Source organism: Vibrio sp. 10N.261.55.A10 (genome assembly GCF_041470825.1).
Lineage (GTDB): Bacteria > Pseudomonadota > Gammaproteobacteria > Enterobacterales > Vibrionaceae > Vibrio > Vibrio crassostreae_C.
Map to the genome: position 1 here is coordinate 68,114 of NZ_JBFRNC010000029.1, position 17,489 is coordinate 85,602.

At 45.4% G+C, this 17,489-nt stretch carries 14 protein-coding genes and 1 tRNA gene; 6 read left to right on the top strand and 9 right to left on the bottom strand.

The window, feature by feature from the left end; all coding sequences use genetic code 11:
- The first annotated feature begins 116 nt into the window (after positions 1-116).
- Positions 117-201: transfer RNA gene (locus tag AB4274_RS09200), tRNA-Tyr, on the top strand.
- A gap of 491 nt (positions 202-692) precedes the next feature.
- On the opposite strand, the gene AB4274_RS09205 is transcribed toward AB4274_RS09200, so the two are convergent.
- Positions 693-1,601 (bottom strand): Tim44 domain-containing protein, encoded by a 909-nt coding sequence (locus tag AB4274_RS09205; protein WP_372111857.1) that lies wholly within the window; start codon positions 1,599-1,601, stop codon positions 693-695.
- Positions 1,602-1,797: 196 nt separating this feature from the next.
- Between AB4274_RS09205 and AB4274_RS09210 the strand changes: the two genes are divergently transcribed.
- From AB4274_RS09210 to AB4274_RS09220, 3 genes are all read left to right on the top strand, one after another.
- Positions 1,798-2,388, top strand: coding sequence for a TetR/AcrR family transcriptional regulator (locus AB4274_RS09210; RefSeq protein WP_004736110.1), 591 nt, complete (start codon positions 1,798-1,800; stop codon positions 2,386-2,388).
- 17 nt (positions 2,389-2,405) lie between these two features.
- Positions 2,406-4,280, top strand: coding sequence for an MFS transporter (locus AB4274_RS09215; RefSeq protein WP_372111860.1), 1,875 nt, complete (start codon positions 2,406-2,408; stop codon positions 4,278-4,280).
- Between the two features lie 146 nt (positions 4,281-4,426).
- A complete protein-coding gene (locus AB4274_RS09220; protein WP_017060176.1) occupies positions 4,427-5,347 on the top strand; it encodes a YeiH family protein in 921 nt (306 codons plus the stop codon).
- 133 nt (positions 5,348-5,480) lie between these two features.
- Here the strand turns inward: AB4274_RS09220 and AB4274_RS09225 are convergent, their stop codons facing one another.
- Together AB4274_RS09225 and AB4274_RS09230 are read right to left on the bottom strand one after the other, a co-directional pair.
- Positions 5,481-5,648 carry a hypothetical protein gene (locus AB4274_RS09225; protein ID WP_017060175.1) on the bottom strand — a complete coding sequence of 56 codons (168 nt, stop codon included), beginning with the start codon at positions 5,646-5,648 and terminating at the stop codon, positions 5,481-5,483.
- Positions 5,649-5,754: 106 nt separating this feature from the next.
- Entirely contained in the window at positions 5,755-6,633 is an 879-nt protein-coding gene (locus AB4274_RS09230; protein WP_017064076.1) for a LysR substrate-binding domain-containing protein, read from the bottom strand.
- Between the two features lie 193 nt (positions 6,634-6,826).
- Here AB4274_RS09230 and nagE point away from each other — a divergent pair, with 193 nt between their 5' ends.
- A complete protein-coding gene (gene nagE / locus AB4274_RS09235) occupies positions 6,827-8,272 on the top strand; it encodes an N-acetylglucosamine-specific PTS transporter subunit IIBC (RefSeq protein WP_017064077.1) in 1,446 nt (481 codons plus the stop codon).
- 124 nt (positions 8,273-8,396) lie between these two features.
- Here the strand turns inward: nagE and menE are convergent, their stop codons facing one another.
- From menE to AB4274_RS09265, 6 genes are all read right to left on the bottom strand, one after another.
- Positions 8,397-9,833, bottom strand: a complete 1,437-nt coding sequence (gene menE, locus AB4274_RS09240; RefSeq protein ID WP_017060172.1) for an o-succinylbenzoate--CoA ligase — start codon at positions 9,831-9,833, stop codon at positions 8,397-8,399.
- Positions 9,834-9,897: 64 nt separating this feature from the next.
- Positions 9,898-10,905: an o-succinylbenzoate synthase gene (gene menC / locus AB4274_RS09245; protein WP_017060171.1), complete on the bottom strand. Its 1,008-nt coding sequence runs from the start codon at positions 10,903-10,905 to the stop codon at positions 9,898-9,900.
- Between the two features lie 75 nt (positions 10,906-10,980).
- Positions 10,981-11,847 carry a 1,4-dihydroxy-2-naphthoyl-CoA synthase gene (gene menB, locus AB4274_RS09250; RefSeq protein WP_017064079.1) on the bottom strand — a complete coding sequence of 289 codons (867 nt, stop codon included), beginning with the start codon at positions 11,845-11,847 and terminating at the stop codon, positions 10,981-10,983.
- 105 nt (positions 11,848-11,952) lie between these two features.
- The gene (menH, locus tag AB4274_RS09255; protein WP_372111861.1) at positions 11,953-12,750 is read right to left on the bottom strand and encodes a 2-succinyl-6-hydroxy-2,4-cyclohexadiene-1-carboxylate synthase; all 798 of its coding nucleotides are present in this window, start codon (positions 12,748-12,750) and stop codon (positions 11,953-11,955) included.
- Between the two features lie 9 nt (positions 12,751-12,759).
- Positions 12,760-14,484, bottom strand: a complete 1,725-nt coding sequence (menD, locus tag AB4274_RS09260; protein WP_372111862.1) for a 2-succinyl-5-enolpyruvyl-6-hydroxy-3-cyclohexene-1-carboxylic-acid synthase — start codon at positions 14,482-14,484, stop codon at positions 12,760-12,762.
- Complete coding sequence (locus AB4274_RS09265) at positions 14,481-15,788, bottom strand: isochorismate synthase MenF (RefSeq protein ID WP_017060167.1); 1,308 nt, start codon at positions 15,786-15,788, stop codon at positions 14,481-14,483. The genes menD and AB4274_RS09265 overlap by 4 nt, the downstream gene beginning before the upstream one ends.
- Positions 15,789-16,084: 296 nt before the next feature.
- Between AB4274_RS09265 and AB4274_RS09270 the strand changes: the two genes are divergently transcribed.
- Complete coding sequence (locus AB4274_RS09270; RefSeq protein ID WP_017060166.1) at positions 16,085-17,317, top strand: pyridoxal phosphate-dependent aminotransferase; 1,233 nt, start codon at positions 16,085-16,087, stop codon at positions 17,315-17,317.
- The last annotated feature ends 172 nt before the right edge of the window (positions 17,318-17,489 follow it).

Here is a 17,489-nt window from a genome sequence, read left to right on the forward strand (position 1 = left end):
GTCTCCCTCCACCATATTCTTCTTACCTCTTTTAAGAGTTAAGAGAACAACCTGATTGATGGGCTTATGGGAAAACATCAATTTAGGCTTACTTTGTGAAAAGTAAGACACACCCTGGAGGGGTTCCCGAGTGGCCAAAGGGAGCAGACTGTAAATCTGCCGGCACTGCCTTCGATGGTTCGAATCCGTCTCCCTCCACCATATTCTTCTTAATTGGAAAATCGAAAAGCCAACTCATTGAGTTGGCTTTTTTCGTTTCTGAGCTTTATCTCTTACTAAACGTGTCTTCTAAAACAACCCTCAACTTCCTAAACACTAACCCGCTACTACAAATAACTAATCGAGCTAAATCATTCAAACATCAGTGATCCCATACTTCAGCATGACGCTCACAAACCAGATAAGCAGCGCAGCCTAAACAATTGCTCGATACATGTTCTTCGCATTCGTTCGCAATTATCTGTTTCTGCTGCAAAGTAACCTCAGGCTCCAATACGGGTTCAAAGAACTTTGTCATTACTCATTACATCCAAATAAAATCAGTTAGTTAGTCTCAGGTTAATCCAATCTTTAACTAAGATACATATCATTAGACGCAAAAAAGCCCCTGCTGATTTCTCAGCAGGGGCTTTCTATTATTTGGTGTCATTCCGAATAACTACATCCTATTGATGTTGAGTTAAATCCTGGAATTAACCTTGAATACCAACAATTAACCAAGGTGCATTGTTAGTTGTTAGGTCACGCTCTAGATGCCAGATATCAGTGATATCTTCTTCAACGCCATCCGCTGTGTCACGGTAACGACCGCTAAACTGAATGCTTAGCTGTGCTTTGCTACCATCGTGGTCTGCGCGAACTATTTCAGCATCAACGTACATTACGTCTGTGTGCTGAGCACCGTCTAGCTTATTACGCTCAGCTTTTAGGTCTTCAAATAGGCTTGGAGATACGTATTCTTCAATCGTGTTTAGCTCGTTGTGATTCCATGCACCTTGCAGTGTACGGTAGTGCTCACGAGAACCATTGATGAATGCCGCTTGATCAAAGCCCGGTGGGTAGTTATGTGGAACATCGCTTTGTGCACCAAAACCGAAACCACCAGCAGCGCCTTGTGATTGAGGTTGTGTTTGCTCGAAGTTATGAACATTTGGTTGTTGCTTAGGTTGTTCAAACTTGTTCTGACCCATGCCGCCGAATGCTGGCTGTTGGCCACGTGCATTCTGCTGATTCATTGAGCCCTGCTTCGCGCCCAACATTCCGCGTAGGAATTTAAACGCTAGGAAAGCAATCAGACCCATAATCAGAATATCCATGAACTGGATACCTTCAAATGCGCCACCAAAGAATGCAGCTAAAAGACCACCAGCAAGTAAACCACCTAGCAGACCGCCCATAAGGCCTTTCTTGCTAGAGTTAGCTGCTGTGTTCTTACCCGTTTGATCTTGACGGATCGAATTCGTGTTTTGTTGTTTTGGTGCTGGAGCCGTTTTAAAGCTTTTGCCAAATGACTTACCACCACCAAACTTTTTCGCTTCCGCGATTGGCGTCACCGCGACTGTTACCAACAGGATCGCGACTAGTGAGAAAAATCGTTTCATTATTATCCTTTATAGGTTTTTTATCTTTCGACACCTTAATCATACTCGTTAACAAAGAACAATGAAATATTCACGGCGTTTACACATGTATCATAATATTGCGGCTATTAATTGATTACTAAACTAGCGAAGGGATTGACGGCACTCTGGGGCAGCATTAAAATATTGAACGATGTTCATTTAATAGAAAGTACCCATGGCAAGACGAAACGATCATACTCGCGAACAATTAGTGCAATTAACCTTAAAAACGGTGACCGACTTCTTAGAAGAGCACTCTTATCACGAGCTAAGTCTGCGTAAAATCGCCAATATGATTGGTTATGTTCCAAGTACCTTGGTGAATGTATTCGGCAACTACAACCTATTGCTACTGCATGTTGTTGCTCAAACATTAGATGAACTGGCGTCAGAATCTGCCGTAGCAGTTGAACAATCGAGCAATCCTCAGCAAGCTCTATTCAACCTTGCCTACTGCTACCACGATTTTGCACAAAAACACCCTCACCGTTGGCAGCTTATCTTTGAGCACAACATGAACGGTGAAAACCTTCCTGAATGGCAATCGAACCGTATCGATAGAATGACAGGTATGCTAGAGCAACTATTAATCGCGATTGCTCCTGAACATACTGAAAGCGAAGTCGTTAAAGCCAGCCGTGTATTATGGTCTGGAGTACATGGAATTACTCTACTTAGCGTTGATGATAAATTTTTCGCCTCTGAGCCTATCGATGGTAAAGAGTTGATCAATAACCTAGTCTCAAACTACTTAACCAACTGGTAATCATCCAAGGAAAGACAATGAACAACAGCAGCCAATCTTCGCTGTTAACGCAAAAAAGGTTCCTACCCTACTTTATTACCCAATTTCTGGGAGCCTTTAATGACAACATATTCAAAAATGTTCTGTTACTGTTTGTTGCTTTCGCAAGCGTAGACACGCTACCTATTTCCAGCAATTTATTTATTAATTTGGCCGCTGGCCTTTTTATTCTGCCCTTCTTCCTGTTTTCTGCTTTGGCTGGTGTGCTGGCTGACAAATATGAAAAATCGTGGTTTATCCGTAAAGTTAAGCTTCTTGAAGTGGTGATAATGTCACTGGGTGCGGTCGGATTTATCTACGAAAGCTACGAAATATTACTACTGCTTTTGTTTTTGATGGGGACACAAAGTGCCTTCTTTGGCCCAGTTAAGTACGCCCTACTTCCGCAACAGTTAGAAACCAAAGAGCTTGTGTCCGGAAATGCTTTGGTTGAAACAGGCACATTCTTAGCCATACTAATCGGTACTCTAGGTGCTGGTATTATTGCATCTGAAGAAAGCGCGAAGCTCATTGCTGCGATATGTATTGTTTCTTTCGCCGTGCTTGGCTATGTATCAAGTTGCTTTATCCCAGAAGCGCCAAGTACCGCACCAGATCTGAAAGTAAGGTGGCAGCCAGTAAAGCTAACCCGCGCAACACTCGCTATTGCCAAAAAAGACCGCCCAACCTTTCAAGCACTGATGTCAATCAGCTGGTTCTGGTTCCTCGGTGCAGCTTACCTCACTCAGTTTCCCAACTTCACCAAGGTTTACCTAAACGGTACTGAAAGCGCTGTCGCGTTTTTGTTGGCACTGTTCTCGGTAGGCATTGCGATTGGCTCGTTGGCTTGCGATAAGTTATCTAATCACCGTATTGAAATCGGCATCGTGCCAATGGGCAGCCTGGGTATTTCGATCTTCGGCCTGTTGATGGCGATATCTATCCCGGAGTCTTTGCCTGACTTTAGTTCTTTCCATCAATTCGTAACCTACTCAGAGCTGTGGCCACTGTTTGCTTACCTTCTGCTTCTGGGTATCTCTGGCGGTGTCTTTATTGTTCCTCTGTATTCACTGATGCAGTTACGTGCCAAGCCCGACGAGCGTGCCCAAGTGATTGCCGGGCTCAATATCTACAACTCACTGTTCATGGTGGGAAGTGCGGTATTAGGTATTGTTTGCCTTAGTGTTCTAGATCTTTCAATTCCGCAGCTGTTTATCTTGCTCGCAGTGGGCAACACTTTGGTGATGCTGTACCTGTTTTATCAGGTGCCTATCTACGCTTTCCGCTTCTTTACGTGGGTGGTCACTCACACCATGTACAGAGTTAAACATAAGAACTTACATCACCTGCCAGAAAAGGGCGGTGCGTTGATTGTCTGCAACCATGTGAGTTATATGGATGCACTGCTGCTGAGTGCGGTTTGCCCTCGCTTGATCCGTTTTGTGATGGAAGAGGATTACACCAAGTTGCCGCCAATTCGACGCTTCTTGAAAAGAGCTGGGGTGATTCCAATCTCCGCGACCAACCGCAACTCGATTCGAAACGCTTTCAAAGAAGTAGAGCGTGCCCTGCATGAAGGTCACATCGTGTGTATTTTCCCAGAAGGAAAGCTCACCTCTGATGGCGAAATGGCTGAGTTCATGCGTGGTATGGAGCTGATCATCAAACGTTCCCCTGTCCCAGTGATTCCTATGGCTCTTAAAGGATTATGGGGTAGCTACTTTAGTCGTTACAAAGGCCGTGCCTGCAAAGGGTTACCCACTCGCTTCTGGACTAAGCTAGAGATAGAAGCTGGCGAGCCGATTTCACCTAAACAAGCCTCTTGTGAAACGCTTCGACAGTCAGTCTCTGACCTTCGCGGATCATTACGCTAGTTAACCAGCCCTTTATTCATATCAGTTGAACAAGCGTTAAGTTTTCCTTAACGTTTGTTCAATTCATTTAGACTTACTTATCATTTTATTGAACGTATAGTGGTCTCATCACAATAACGCCACAACAAAACAAGACTCTAAATACAATGAACCTAAAAAAGTCCGTTCCATTTTATCTTGCTGCACTGTTTTGCTTAACGCCTTGGGTTAGCTCACCGACAGCCCTGGTTATCGGTTTCCTGCTTGCTAGTTTAGGATTAGTCCCTGAACACTTGGAAGTCGGCAAACTTACCAAAAAGCTACTGGCCTACTCTATTGTTGGCTTGGGTTTTGGTATTCAGTTTGAAAAAGCATTAGCAGTAACAGGCGATGGTATTGGGCTCATTGTAACGACGATTATCGGTACATTAGTCATTGGTTGGTTCTTGGCGAAACAAATGGGGCTAGACCGCACTACGGGCTATCTTATATCTTCTGGTACCGCGATTTGTGGTGGTAGCGCGATAGCAGCAGTGGCACCCGCGATCAAAGCAGACGATGAACAGATTGGCTTGGCATTAGCCACCGTATTCGTGTTGAACTCGGTTGCTCTATTCTTATTCCCGATGATTGGTCACGCGCTTGAGCTCAGCCAACAAACATTTGGTACTTGGGCAGCGATAGCGATTCACGATACGTCTTCTGTAGTAGGTGCAGCTTCAGCGTATGGCGAAGAAGCACTGACGACAGCGACAACATTGAAGCTCGCTCGCGCACTTTGGATCATCCCAATCGCTTTAATTAGTGCGATGATCTTCAAGAACGATCAAAAGAAGATTACGGTTCCCTACTTCATTTTCTTCTATTGCGCCGCTATCGCGGTGAGTGACTTACTGCCACAATTTGAGATGGTCTATCAAGGAATCTTTGATGTGTCTAAGCGAGCACTGGTCGTGTGTTTGTTCTTAATTGGCTGTGGTATTTCAGTTGAGAAGTTAAAAGCGGCAGGGCCGAAACCACTGATGTTTGGTATTACAATGTGGGTCATGATCTCAACGGGTTCATTGGCGTGGTTAACTCTCGCTTAGCCCGCATAGAAACGCTTTAGATGTTTGTTCGGTGAACTAGACACTCAAGTTAGCGAGCAACAAAACAAAAAGGCAAAGCTCCAATGGGCTTTGCCTTTATCGTTTGTGGTAAGGGTATTCTTTGTTGTAACAATCACGAATCAAACAGGGGCTTATCACTCTTCTTGCTCTCTCTTTTCATTAAAACAAGTACCACAACCAACACAAATGCGGTGAGCTCAGCCAACGAACGAGTCAACCCTGACGAGATGATTGCTTGGCCTATCTGCAGTAAAACCGCAATGGTGAGGGCAATTTTCATAATAAGACCTTATTCTATAATCCGTTATTTATATGGCTTATTATGATGGATGGTTATAAAGATAATAAATTCTGTTTTGAACTATCTAATTGCTAAATTAACTAACCTAGCGCAACTGCCCTTCTAACCACTTAATAAAGGTTCTTACCTTAGGGCGTTTTTCCGTGCCTAGCGGGCAGATTAAGTCATACCCTTGGTCTGTATCCATGCTCGGATAAGGTGTTATGAGCTCACCAGTCTGAACATACTGCTTAACAAAATGATAGCGCCCCATCGCGACACCGATATTGCTGAGGGCACTTCTTACGCCCATATCCCGGTGGCTCACACAGTAAAATTGCTCAAACAAGTTCACATCTAAGCCGTGGTGTTTAATCCAACGCTGCCATACATCTGACCCTAGTGCATGAATGAAATTAATCCGGTGCAGCGATTCTAAGCCATCATCAAAGATGTCGTGTTCAGCCGCGTAACTCGGTGTACATACCGGAATATACTTTTCACCAAACAGGCGCTGTCGATGCATGTCTTTGAGATTTTCAGCACCATAGTAAATAGCGACATCGAGATGATTTTGATGAAAATCCTGCTCTTCTTGCGAGAAAATATTGAGATTAAACTTTGGGTATCGCTGTTTAAAATCAGCCAACCTCGGCAGTAACCAACTGTTGGCAAATGCAGGACTGGTACCGATATTGATCTGTCCATACAAGTCTGTGTTGGTAATGTCTTCGATCTCACCAAAAATAGAGCTTAACGACTTGGATAACGTTCGTTGAAAGCGCTGGCCTTCTTCCGTTAGTTCCAGTTTACGAGTCCCTCGCACAAACAAGTTAAATCCGAGTTCACCTTCTAACACTTTGATTCGATGGCTAACGGCTCCCTGAGTCAAATGCAACTTTCTAGCCGCTAGCGTAAAGCTCATTTTCTCTGCAGCAACATTAAAAGTATGAAGATTTCTAAGTAAAGATTGATGGTTAGCCATACGAACTCATGCATTAAAAATTTTAATTCATACTACTACCCGTTTCGTTTGTTTGCATTAAGAAATAAGTTTTTAATAACCGCAGTTACTTAAAATCCTGCCTCGATCAATATTTGACTCCATACGTTGACGAGCAGAAACATTAAAAAAATTAATTACAAACTTAGGGGCACATATGAATATACTCGGGTATATGCAAAAAGTAGGTAAGGCATTGATGGTTCCCGTAGCCACACTGCCAGCTGCAGCAATCCTTATGGGGATCGGCTATTGGTTGGATCCTGTTGGTTGGGGTTCTGAAAGTATCTTAGCCGCATTCTTGATCAAATCTGGTGGCGCGATCATCGACAACATGGCGGTTCTATTCGCGGTGGGTGTCGCATTTGGTTTGAGCCGTGATAAGAATGGTTCTGCGGCACTGTCTGGCTTTGTGATGTTCCTCGTCGTCACCACGCTACTTGCTCCGGGCTCTGTTGCTCAGTTAATGGATGTTGAACTCAGTGAAGTGCCTGCGGCATTTGGCAAAATCAGCAACCAATTCGTAGGTATCATTGTGGGTATCATCTCTGCTGAGATCTACAACCGCTACTCAACGGTTGAACTTCCTCAAGCTCTAGCGTTCTTCAGCGGTAAGCGTTTGGTTCCTATCCTGACCTCAATCGCAGGTATGGCTCTCTCTTTTGCTCTACTTTACATCTGGCCAGCTGTTTACGACGCTCTGATCGTTCTGGGTATTAAACTAGAAAGCATGGGTGCGGTGGGTGCTGGTCTGTTTGGTTTCTTCAACCGTTTGTTCCTATCAGTAGGTATGCACCATGCTCTTTACCCTGTGTTCTGGTTCGACGTTGTTGGTATTAACGACATTCCAAACTTCTTAGGCGGCGCGCAATCTATCGCTAACGGTACGGGTATTCCAGGTAAAACTGGCATGTACCAAGCGGGCTTCTTCCCTATCATGATGTTTGGCCTACCAGCAGCAGCATTGGCGATGTATCACTGTTCTGATGCGAAAAACAAAAACCAAGTATTCGCAATCATGCTTGCGGCAGCTATGGCTTCATTCTTCACGGGTATCACAGAGCCACTAGAATTCAGCTTCATGTTCCTAGCACCCGTGTTGTTCCTACTGCACGCAGTATTAACAGGCCTATCGCTTTACATTGCAGCAAGCATGGAATGGATGGCAGGCTTCGGCTTCTCTGCTGGTTTCGTTGACCTAGTACTATCAAGCCAAAACCCACTCGCGGTTAACTGGTACATGCTACTGGTTCAAGGTGTGGTGTTCTTCGCGCTTTACTACGGTATTTTCCGCTTCGCTATCATCAAGTTCAACCTACGTACTCCAGGTCGTGGTGAAGAGATGGAAGCAGAAAAAGAAACTGAAACGCCAGAAGCATTGGCTAACCTAACCAACAGCTACATTGAAGCGGTTGGCGGTGCAGACAACATTCTAGAAGTCGATAACTGTATTACTCGTCTACGCTTAACTGTGAAAGACTCAGGTGCAGCAGACAGCGAGAAACTGAAGAAACTCGGTGCGGCAGGTGTGGTACCGGTTGGGAAAGGTGGTCTACAAGTTATCATTGGTCTAGGTAAGGTAGATAAAGTCGCTGAACAAATGAAGAAGGCACTCGCTTAACGCCAAATCTTGAATGACACGATAAATAATTAGAATTTGTGACGGCTTCACCACCGTCACAACCCCCTGAAGCGCAATTACGACTAGTCACCGTGTATTGCGCTTCATTTTATTGCTCTTCGCTCTATTTAGAACGGGTCTGCTGTAACCACTGCGCCAATCCAGCGCGCGAAACCTTAATACCATGTTGTTCCTGCTGAGGCATTCGATAATACTCAATAGGAAATTTGAACCGTTCAAGACGACCAGTTAACTGCTCGATAAACCACTCTTTGGTTGGCAACTCAGCACAATCGACAATCGCTGCAGGTCGAAATCCGAACTCATCATCTTCAATGGGAACAATAAAAGCCTGATTAACCTCAGACAATTGATTGAGTACTCGCTCAATTTCTTCGCAATGAATGTTCTCACCACCAGAAATAAACTGGTTGTCGGCACGGCCAATAATCGACACTTGTTCGCCAAGCCACTCACCAAGATCTTTGCTATCAAACCAACCGCTCTTATCAACTAATGGCGTTAAGTTACCTTGATAGTAATACCCGGACGCGAGCGTCTCGCCACCAATAAAGATACGTTGTTCTTCAATTTTTAGCTGGCGATGGTTAAGGACAAAACCGGCGGTGCTGCCGGCATCAACGGGCTTCGCGGTCACGGTTGAAGCCGCTTCAGTCATGCCGTATCCAAGCCATGTTTCGATGCCCATTTGTTGAGCTTCGAGCCCAAGTGCTTCTGGTATATGACTACCACCCAAAAGTACATGCGTTAAAGTAAGTGCTTGCTTACTCTTTAACAATCGATGTAGTTGAGTAGCGACCAATGAAGCATGACTGCATTCTTCTATATCGGTTTCAAGCTGACCTGTGCCTATTTTGATGCAACCACCAGCCGCCAACCAACGATGAACTATCGCCAGCCCCGACACATGGTACATAGGTAAACTCAGTAACCACGTGTCACCTTGTTGATAACGAAACACCTCAAGCAGCCCTGACGCAGAGCATAGGTGCTGCTCAAGTGTATGAGCGACCGCTTTTGGGTTTCCGGTAGAACCTGAAGTGAATACGATGCTCGCTAGATTTTGCGGATTGAAATTGGATTCTTGAGGTGTCGTTATCTGCTCATCATCACCATCAAACTTCAGTTCACTTAGGCAAGGCAAGGTCACCAACTGAGTATTCAAATCGGCAGTCTCTGATTGCTCTATTCCGCTATTGCCCAAGAGCCAAAGGTAGCTCTGTTGATCTGCTTGATATAAGGAATCGAGCTTTTGCTTCAGGCGTAAACTAGGCTGAGGCATCGTAAACGCACAAACCACACCCAAATTGAGTGCGGCAAGATAAACAGGGATCACTTCAGCTTGATTCTTACCAACAATCGTCAGTACATCACCTTCAGATAGGCCTTGATGAGATAGCTGTTGTTGGTACTCACTAACCAACACAAACACTTGCTGCCAAGTATAAGTGCGGTGAGTGGTCACTAACGCTGGTTGAAGTGGGTTTTGCTGCGCCCACTTTACCCAGAGCGGGGGATGATTAGATTGTGGGCGCATCATATGATAACCAAAAATAGATTAAGAACTTGTTAAGCTAACTAAATAGCCATTCAAATAGCTCGGTCTAAGAAGACCAAATCAATTGTTGCTTTTCAAGCGTAGAGACAGGCAACTGACAGCCCGGCCAAGAAACCTCTAGCTGCTGCTTGAACAAGCCAATCGTATCCAACCCCGGCACTTCATTTGGCAAATATTGCTGCGCCAAACGAGCAATCTGAGTCAGACCTAGGCTCGACTCAATGCTTGAGCTCAATACAGGTTTCATTCCAAGCTTCTGTGCTCGCTCAATGATTGCCACGCAACGCTCGACAGAACCAATAAGAGTTGGCTTGATCACGACTGCTTTAACACCAGTAAGGTCGCTAAGATCAAATTCCGGGCTGCGCACCGCTTCTTGCAGTGTCTCGTCCCACGCAATCGCCACACCATGGTCAATGGCAAAGGCCAAACTGTCTTCTGGCTTTTGGCAAGGCTCTTCGATAAAGCTTATACGCTGGCGCATTGACGGCGAAATGTATTTAATGAATTGCTTCGCTTTCTCTGGCTTCCACGCACGGTTGGCATCAAGTCTTAGAGTCAAATCAGGGATCGACTCAAGGAATAAGCTAACCAACATGCCATCGCGAATCGCTTCGTAGAGGCCGACTTTCACTTTCGCGACCTTCTCGCCTACCATCTCATTCAATACAGGAATCAGTTCATCTGGATCGCCTGTACACAAAGGCGCCGCTTGGTAGTTACCTTGAGCGTTAAGATCGCCTCGCAATTCCATCATCGCCATTGAAAAGCCAAACGCGACAGAAGGATACAGCTCGTCGAAAGGCGTTTGAGGCTTATTGTGGCTCCAAAGCTCTAATTCGTGTTGAAGCTGAATGCCAGCTTGTTCGGCATCTTCTTGGCTAAAACCGGGCAAAGGCGCAACTTCGCCAAAACCAGTTTTACCATCACACTCAAGTTGGATAATATAGCCAACACGTTCGTTCAACTTATTGTCACGAAGAACCACACCACTATCCATAGGTAATTGATAACGGTAAAGTTTAGCGTGACGCTGAGAATTCACTGAGTTCATAAAGTTTCCTAAAAAACGGGGAACATCAAAACAAAACGAGCCGCTATTAGCGACTCATTTTGAAGAGGAGAAAGACTATGGATTACGCGGGAACTTGTCGAAGTCCGGTCGACGTTTCTCGTTGAATGCGTTGCGGCCTTCTTGGCCTTCCTCTGTCATGTAGAACATCATGGTTGCGTTACCAGCCAACTCTTGTAAGCCTGCTTGACCATCACAGTCAGCGTTCAGTGCCGCTTTCAAGCAACGCAGTGCCATTGGGCTGTGTTGAAGCACTTCACGACACCAACGAACTGTCTCTTTTTCTAGGTCAGCAACAGGAACAACGGTGTTTACAAGGCCCATGTCCAGTGCTTCTTGTGCATCGTAGAAGCGGCACAAGAACCAGATTTCACGTGCTTTCTTTTGACCAACGATACGAGCCATGTAAGAAGCACCCCAACCGCCATCGAAAGAACCCACTTTAGGACCCGTCTGACCGAACTGCGCGTTTTCAGCTGCAATAGTAAGGTCTGCCATCATGTGAAGTACATGACCGCCACCGACTGCCCAACCCGATACCGCTGCGATAACTGGTTTTGGACAAGTACGAATTTGACGTTGGAAATCAAGTACATTCAAGTGGTGCGTACCTGAGTCATCTTGGTAACCGCCGTAGTCACCACGGATACTTTGGTCACCACCAGAACAGAACGCCTTCTCACCAAGACCAGTCAAAATGATTACGCCAACTTTCTCGTCATAACGAGCATCAGCCAGTGCATTGATCATCTCTTTTACGGTTTGTGGACGGAACGCATTGTGCACTTGAGGGCGAGCAATCGTGATTTTCGCAATACCGTCATCAGACTTGTGGTATTGAATATCTTCATATTGACTGCTTTCATCGCGCCAGTTAACGGCTGCGTAAAGTTCTTCTTCTGTGATGCCTACTGTTTTAGCCATGATGATTCCCATTGTTCTATTAGAGAGCGCGACTAGCGTAGAGTCGCGACGGTGTTGCTCTGCTTTCTATAGCGCTTGATACGAGAGGTTCGCTCAGTCAGTTCATCAACGACTGGCGATACATTGGATGATCAGATTTGAAAACATCTCTGGTTGCTCAAAATGAACATTATGACCCGCGTAATCCACCTGACTATATTCAAAGCCACTATTCTCAGCTAGCTCCATGAATTTACGATCTTTTTCTCCACATACATAATGCAATAAATGCTCATGAGATTTCAATGTGGCACGTAAATCCGGTTGCTTAGCTAACGAAGTAGATAACAACATATTTGCTACGGATACTCCAAGGTTACCACTACGCTTTATGACCAAAGTTTGTCTTTGCTCATGATTTAGTGAAGAAAAGACGCTTTGTTGATACCAATCGTCTAAAACATCTTCAATCGACTGCTGTGCAAAGCGAACAGCCCATTGCGTATCGTGTACTAACCTTTGTGCTCTTTCTTCATCACATTCCAAGCCAAAGTTGCCACCTTCAATGATGACTTTCTCTAAGTTAAGAGTTTCGAAGCAAGGGCTTGTTACCCCATACATGGCAAGCCTTCCCCCCATAGAATACCCAATCACCACGATAGGATAATCGACAGGAAGATCGTTGAGAGCCAGCTGAGATGTGATGCACTGAACAATTTTCTTACAGCAATGATCAAAGCCTACAGGGTCGATAAAGCGGCTTTGTCCGTGTCCGGGCAAATCTATGCAAAGACGAGGAAAATCCTCGAGGAAGGGGTGACATGCACTCCAATCATCCCCGCTTCCGAGTAAACCATGTAAAAAAACAAGCAAAGGTTTTTCAGAAGATTCTTGTACTGCTGGGTAATAATTGGAGTAAAGCATGTAAAGTCCTTAGGCTAATGCCTCAGTGAGCATTGAGCTGAATTGCTTCAGCAAAGTAGACGCTTGTTCGGGAGGCATCTTAACTTCTACGAGCAAGGTACCCTGACCTTGTTCAAAATGTTGTTCGATGAGCGTTTGATAGCAATTCAAGGTTTCTGGTGCCGCATAACCAAGCTGGAATTGCGCAGCAGCATGTTCAAAACTAAAACCATGAGGCATCTGATATAGAGATTGTTTTTGTTGCTCAGGAACCGGCAACAAATCAAAGATTGCACCACCATCATTGTTGGTCACAACAATAACCATCGGCGTTAAATTATGAGTCAGCAGAGCCAGTGAGTTGAGATCGTAAAGCAAAGAAGTATCGCCAATCAACATCAATAAGGGGTTCTGGTTGGCTTTCACTACACCCGCAGCCGTCGCCACCAAGCCATCAATGCCCGATGCACCACGATTGCTGTAAACCCGATTCGCAGATATTGAAGACAGCATATCCACCAGCCTTACCATCAAGCTGTTTCCCACAAACAACTCTCTGTCTTTAAGTCTAGACGACAAGTCAACTGCAACACTCAACTCTGTCAGTTGGTCGTTATTAGAGATTTGCGCCAACGCTAACTGCTGAACCGTATTCGCGACTTCCGCCAAAGATGCCGCCCAGCCAGCATGTTCTCCCAACAGCGTTGGTAGATGTTGCTCTGATAACCAATGTTCGATATCAGCGACAATATGAGTTTGAGGCAGATGATCTTGATTAATACGATGTGCATCTGGTGAAACAACGATGTACTGCGATGAACAAAATGTGGCAGCTTGTTCTTTTACCCATTGGTTAAGACGCTTAGATACGATGCGCTCACCAAACTGGATAATAAAATCACACTGACTAAGCTGTGCTTTGGCTGCGTCACTTTGCATCCATAAATCATAGTGTTTCCAGTCACTACTGACACCCGATTGAGGGTCACAGAATACTGGCCAGCCCAAAGCTGTCGCAAACTGCTTGGCTTTAATTGCGGCTTCATTCTCGATAGAACCAATAATCACTGCGCCTTTACGAGCGACATAATCACTTGCTGAAACAGGCTGAGCGATTAAATGACTGGGCAAATAAGTGTTCGAGTAAAGGCAGGTTGAAGCTCTCCAAGCTGCCACGCTCTTTGTATAATCCGCATACATCTCGGCGCTATTAGCGGAATAAAGCGGTTCTGGGAACGGACAGTTGATATGAATAGCCCCACCGACGCTGCGCTGTTTCGCCAGTGCGTTATCAACCGACGTCAAAAGCCAATTCAAAGAAACTTGTGTCGTTGGACTTGGAAGGTTTAGTGCCGTTTCAACGTGAGACGAAAAGATACCCTGCTGCTGAATCGCTTGATTGGCACCACAGTCGACCAAGTCGATGGGCCTATCAGAGGTTAGCAAGATCAGCTTCTCTCGGGTCAGCCCAGATTCAGCCGTCGCAGGAAGCAAATTCGCCACAGCGGTTCCTGATGTCACAATCACCGCAACCGGTTTGTTGCTAGCCTTTGCTAAGCCTAAAGCTAAAAACCCAAGACCACGCTCATCAAAGTGCGTGTGTAAGGTTAACTTGGAGTTGGCTTCAGCTTCGAGAGTTAGCGGCGTTGAGCGAGAGCCCGGAGCAACACAAACATGTTCAACGCCATTGCGTGCAAGCTCTTCAAGTAACGTGTGACACCAAACTCTATTTAATACGGCTTGGTCGTGATTCATGACGCGACACCCAATGGAGGGTGATCTGAAATTAAGCTAAGCAGAGTAGACATCTTCTTGTTCAGCTCTTGCCATTCATGTTCGGCAACCGATCCCGGCACGATCCCCGCGCCAGCAAACAGTTGTACTTGATCGTTTACAATCAAGGCGCTTCGAATCGCCACGCAGAATTCCGCTCGCTGATGACTGATATAGCCTACAGAGCCTGCATACCAACCTCGTGCAAACGGTTCGTGTTCAAGAATGAAATCCATCGCCTCTTTACGAGGTAAACCCGCCACCGCAGCAGTTGGCTGTAAGGCAGCAAGCAACTGCACACCATTAACGCCATTGTTGAGCTGAGCATGGATATTGCGCTTCAAATGCTGCACCTTACGCAAGCGCACTAGACGCGCATCCTTTTCAACATGGACCGTTTGAGAATGAGGAGTGAGACGCTCAATGATGTCGTCGACCACATACTGGTTCTCATTGAGGTTTTTGCTGTCTTGAGAAAGCCAGTTGGCCAGTTCCATATCCTCAGTAGCGTTCTCTCCGCGACCAATGGTTCCAGCAAGCGCCTCGGTATCAAGCTCCATACCATGTCGGCTATATAAGCGCTCTGGTGTCGAGCCAATGAAACTGTGTTTAGAATCCAGCACCAACATAAAGTGGAAACTGTGGTGATTTTGCAGATAGCTGGCTTTAAGTAATTGAGCTGCGCAGATAGGCGCATCGAGTTGCAGTGTGGTTTTACGTGCTAAAACGACTTTTTTGTACTCTTCATCGCTAATGCCTTGCAGCACTTTATCGACAAGGTTGCCCCACTGCTCTCTTTCTGGAACGTGATTGATCTGTTCAATATGGGCAGACAAAGGCGCCAATATCGCGGCTTCTACAGAAAGCTTATTCAAAGCATTAATAGAAGAAACGCGATCAGGGGACAAATTAACCGCCAGCGACCAAGTATTGTCAAAGCGGATCAATTCAACCTGAGGAAGGAAGAAAAACGACTCCATGCAGCGACGGTTCTTTGCGGTGTGCCCATCAAACGAGCGTCCACCCCAGATTCGTTGGTCTTCACCAAGAATAGCGTACGCGGGTGCAGGATCTGAAAACGTATGTAACTGTCCGAGCGCAACAACCTCTTCACGAGTGTCGCGTGACTGCCAGTAGAACTTAGGAAAGAGCGGTTGAGCATGAAGCCATTCTATAAATGCAAACGATGGTTTTTGCGTTAGAACTTCAACACAACGAACTTCGCTTGCTTGGGCATTTTGTACTCGCTCAATCAAAGCGGAGATAGTTTGCTGGAAATGTGACAAATCGACCTCGTTCACATCTAAATTATTATTATATTAGTTTGATACTTTATGGGCAGTACCCACTTAGATCAAGAATGTACTATATCTTTTCAACATTCCTGTGATTTTAAGCGATCCCGCCCCTTTATTCATCTTAGCCAATAACCAAGAAAGCGATTAATTAAAATTTAGAAAAGAGTGACAACAAAAAGGCTAAACGTGATACTGAAATGCGACATTCATCAGATTTTTATTCTATCAAACGCCATTTTGCGGTACTTTAATAAAGTATTTAAATTAATTTCAGGAAATCGGCAATGCAAAATATCGGGATGTCGTCAAAACTCAACAGCGTATGCTACGAAATCAGGGGGCCTGTACTCAAACATGCTAAGCGCATGGAAGAAGAAGGGCATAAAATACTGAAGCTTAATATTGGTAACCCCGCCCCATTTGGTTTTGACGCCCCTGATGAAATCCTTGTTGACGTAATCCGTAACCTACCGACATCTCAAGGTTACTGCGACTCAAAAGGCATCTATTCAGCCCGCAAAGCGGTTGTTCAGCACTACCAGAAAAAAGGCCTACGTAACCTTGATGTAGAAGACGTTTACATTGGTAACGGCGCATCAGAGCTTATCGTTATGTCTATGCAAGCGCTACTGGATAATGGTGATGAAATCTTAGTTCCCGCTCCGGATTACCCACTATGGACAGCGTCTGTTGCGCTTTCTGGTGGTACACCGGTTCACTACATGTGTGATGAAGATGCTGATTGGTATCCAGATTTAGACGACATGCGCGCGAAGATCTCACCAAAGACGCGCGGCATCGTTCTTATCAACCCGAACAACCCAACAGGCGCGGTATACAGCCGTGATTTCCTATTACAAGTGGTTGAGATTGCTCGTGAGCACGGTTTGATCATCTTCGCCGATGAAATCTACGACAAAGTACTTTACGACGGTGCGGTACACACTTCAGTGGCAACGCTTGCTGAAGACGTATTAATGGTCACGTTCAACGGCCTATCTAAAGCTTACCGTGTATGTGGTTTCCGTGGTGGTTGGATGTTCTTAACAGGCCCTAAACACCTAGCGAAAGGCTATGTAGAAGGGCTAGAAATGCTGGCCTCAATGCGTTTGTGTGCCAACGTTCCGATGCAACACGCTATCCAAACCGCACTCGGTGGCTATCAGAGTATCAATGAGCTGATTCTTCCAGGCGGTCGACTGCTTGAACAGCGTGACCGTGCATGGGAACTGATCAACAAGATCCCTGGCGTTTCTTGTGTGAAACCGAAAGGTGCAATGTACCTGTTCCCTAAAATCGACACCAACATGTACAACATCAAAGACGATCAGAAGTTTGTACTCGACTTCCTTAAGCAAGAGAAGGTGCTATTGGTTCAAGGTACGGGCTTCAATTGGCCGAAACCGGATCACTTCCGTATCGTGACTCTGCCGCACATCGAAGATCTAGAAATCGCAATTGGTCGTTTAGAGCGCTTCTTACAGACTTACAGCCAAGACGACCTCATCGAAGGTTAATGAGCACAAAGAAAGATGGCTACAATTTGCTGTTTTAAAAGACTTTAACTTGTATTCATTCACTTCTATGCTTAAAAGGCTCCTGTTTAGGAGCCTTTTTTGTATCCGCTGTCTCGTACGGTTTGAGTTAACATAAGATACGAGTGGAGCATTGTTTATACCAATCACAGTA

Coding starts and splice junctions, on each gene's coding strand:
- AB4274_RS09205 (WP_372111857.1), bottom strand. CDS start 1,601: ATGAAACGATTTTTCTCACTAGTCGCGATCCTGTTGGTAACAGTCGCG.
- AB4274_RS09210 (WP_004736110.1), top strand. CDS start 1,798: ATGGCAAGACGAAACGATCATACTCGCGAACAATTAGTGCAATTAACC.
- AB4274_RS09215 (WP_372111860.1), top strand. CDS start 2,406: ATGAACAACAGCAGCCAATCTTCGCTGTTAACGCAAAAAAGGTTCCTA.
- AB4274_RS09220 (WP_017060176.1), top strand. CDS start 4,427: ATGAACCTAAAAAAGTCCGTTCCATTTTATCTTGCTGCACTGTTTTGC.
- AB4274_RS09225 (WP_017060175.1), bottom strand. CDS start 5,648: ATGAAAATTGCCCTCACCATTGCGGTTTTACTGCAGATAGGCCAAGCA.
- AB4274_RS09230 (WP_017064076.1), bottom strand. CDS start 6,633: ATGGCTAACCATCAATCTTTACTTAGAAATCTTCATACTTTTAATGTT.
- nagE (WP_017064077.1), top strand. CDS start 6,827: ATGCAAAAAGTAGGTAAGGCATTGATGGTTCCCGTAGCCACACTGCCA.
- menE (WP_017060172.1), bottom strand. CDS start 9,833: ATGATGCGCCCACAATCTAATCATCCCCCGCTCTGGGTAAAGTGGGCG.
- menC (WP_017060171.1), bottom strand. CDS start 10,905: ATGAACTCAGTGAATTCTCAGCGTCACGCTAAACTTTACCGTTATCAA.
- menB (WP_017064079.1), bottom strand. CDS start 11,847: ATGGCTAAAACAGTAGGCATCACAGAAGAAGAACTTTACGCAGCCGTT.
- menH (WP_372111861.1), bottom strand. CDS start 12,750: ATGCTTTACTCCAATTATTACCCAGCAGTACAAGAATCTTCTGAAAAA.
- menD (WP_372111862.1), bottom strand. CDS start 14,484: ATGAATCACGACCAAGCCGTATTAAATAGAGTTTGGTGTCACACGTTA.
- AB4274_RS09270 (WP_017060166.1), top strand. CDS start 16,085: ATGCAAAATATCGGGATGTCGTCAAAACTCAACAGCGTATGCTACGAA.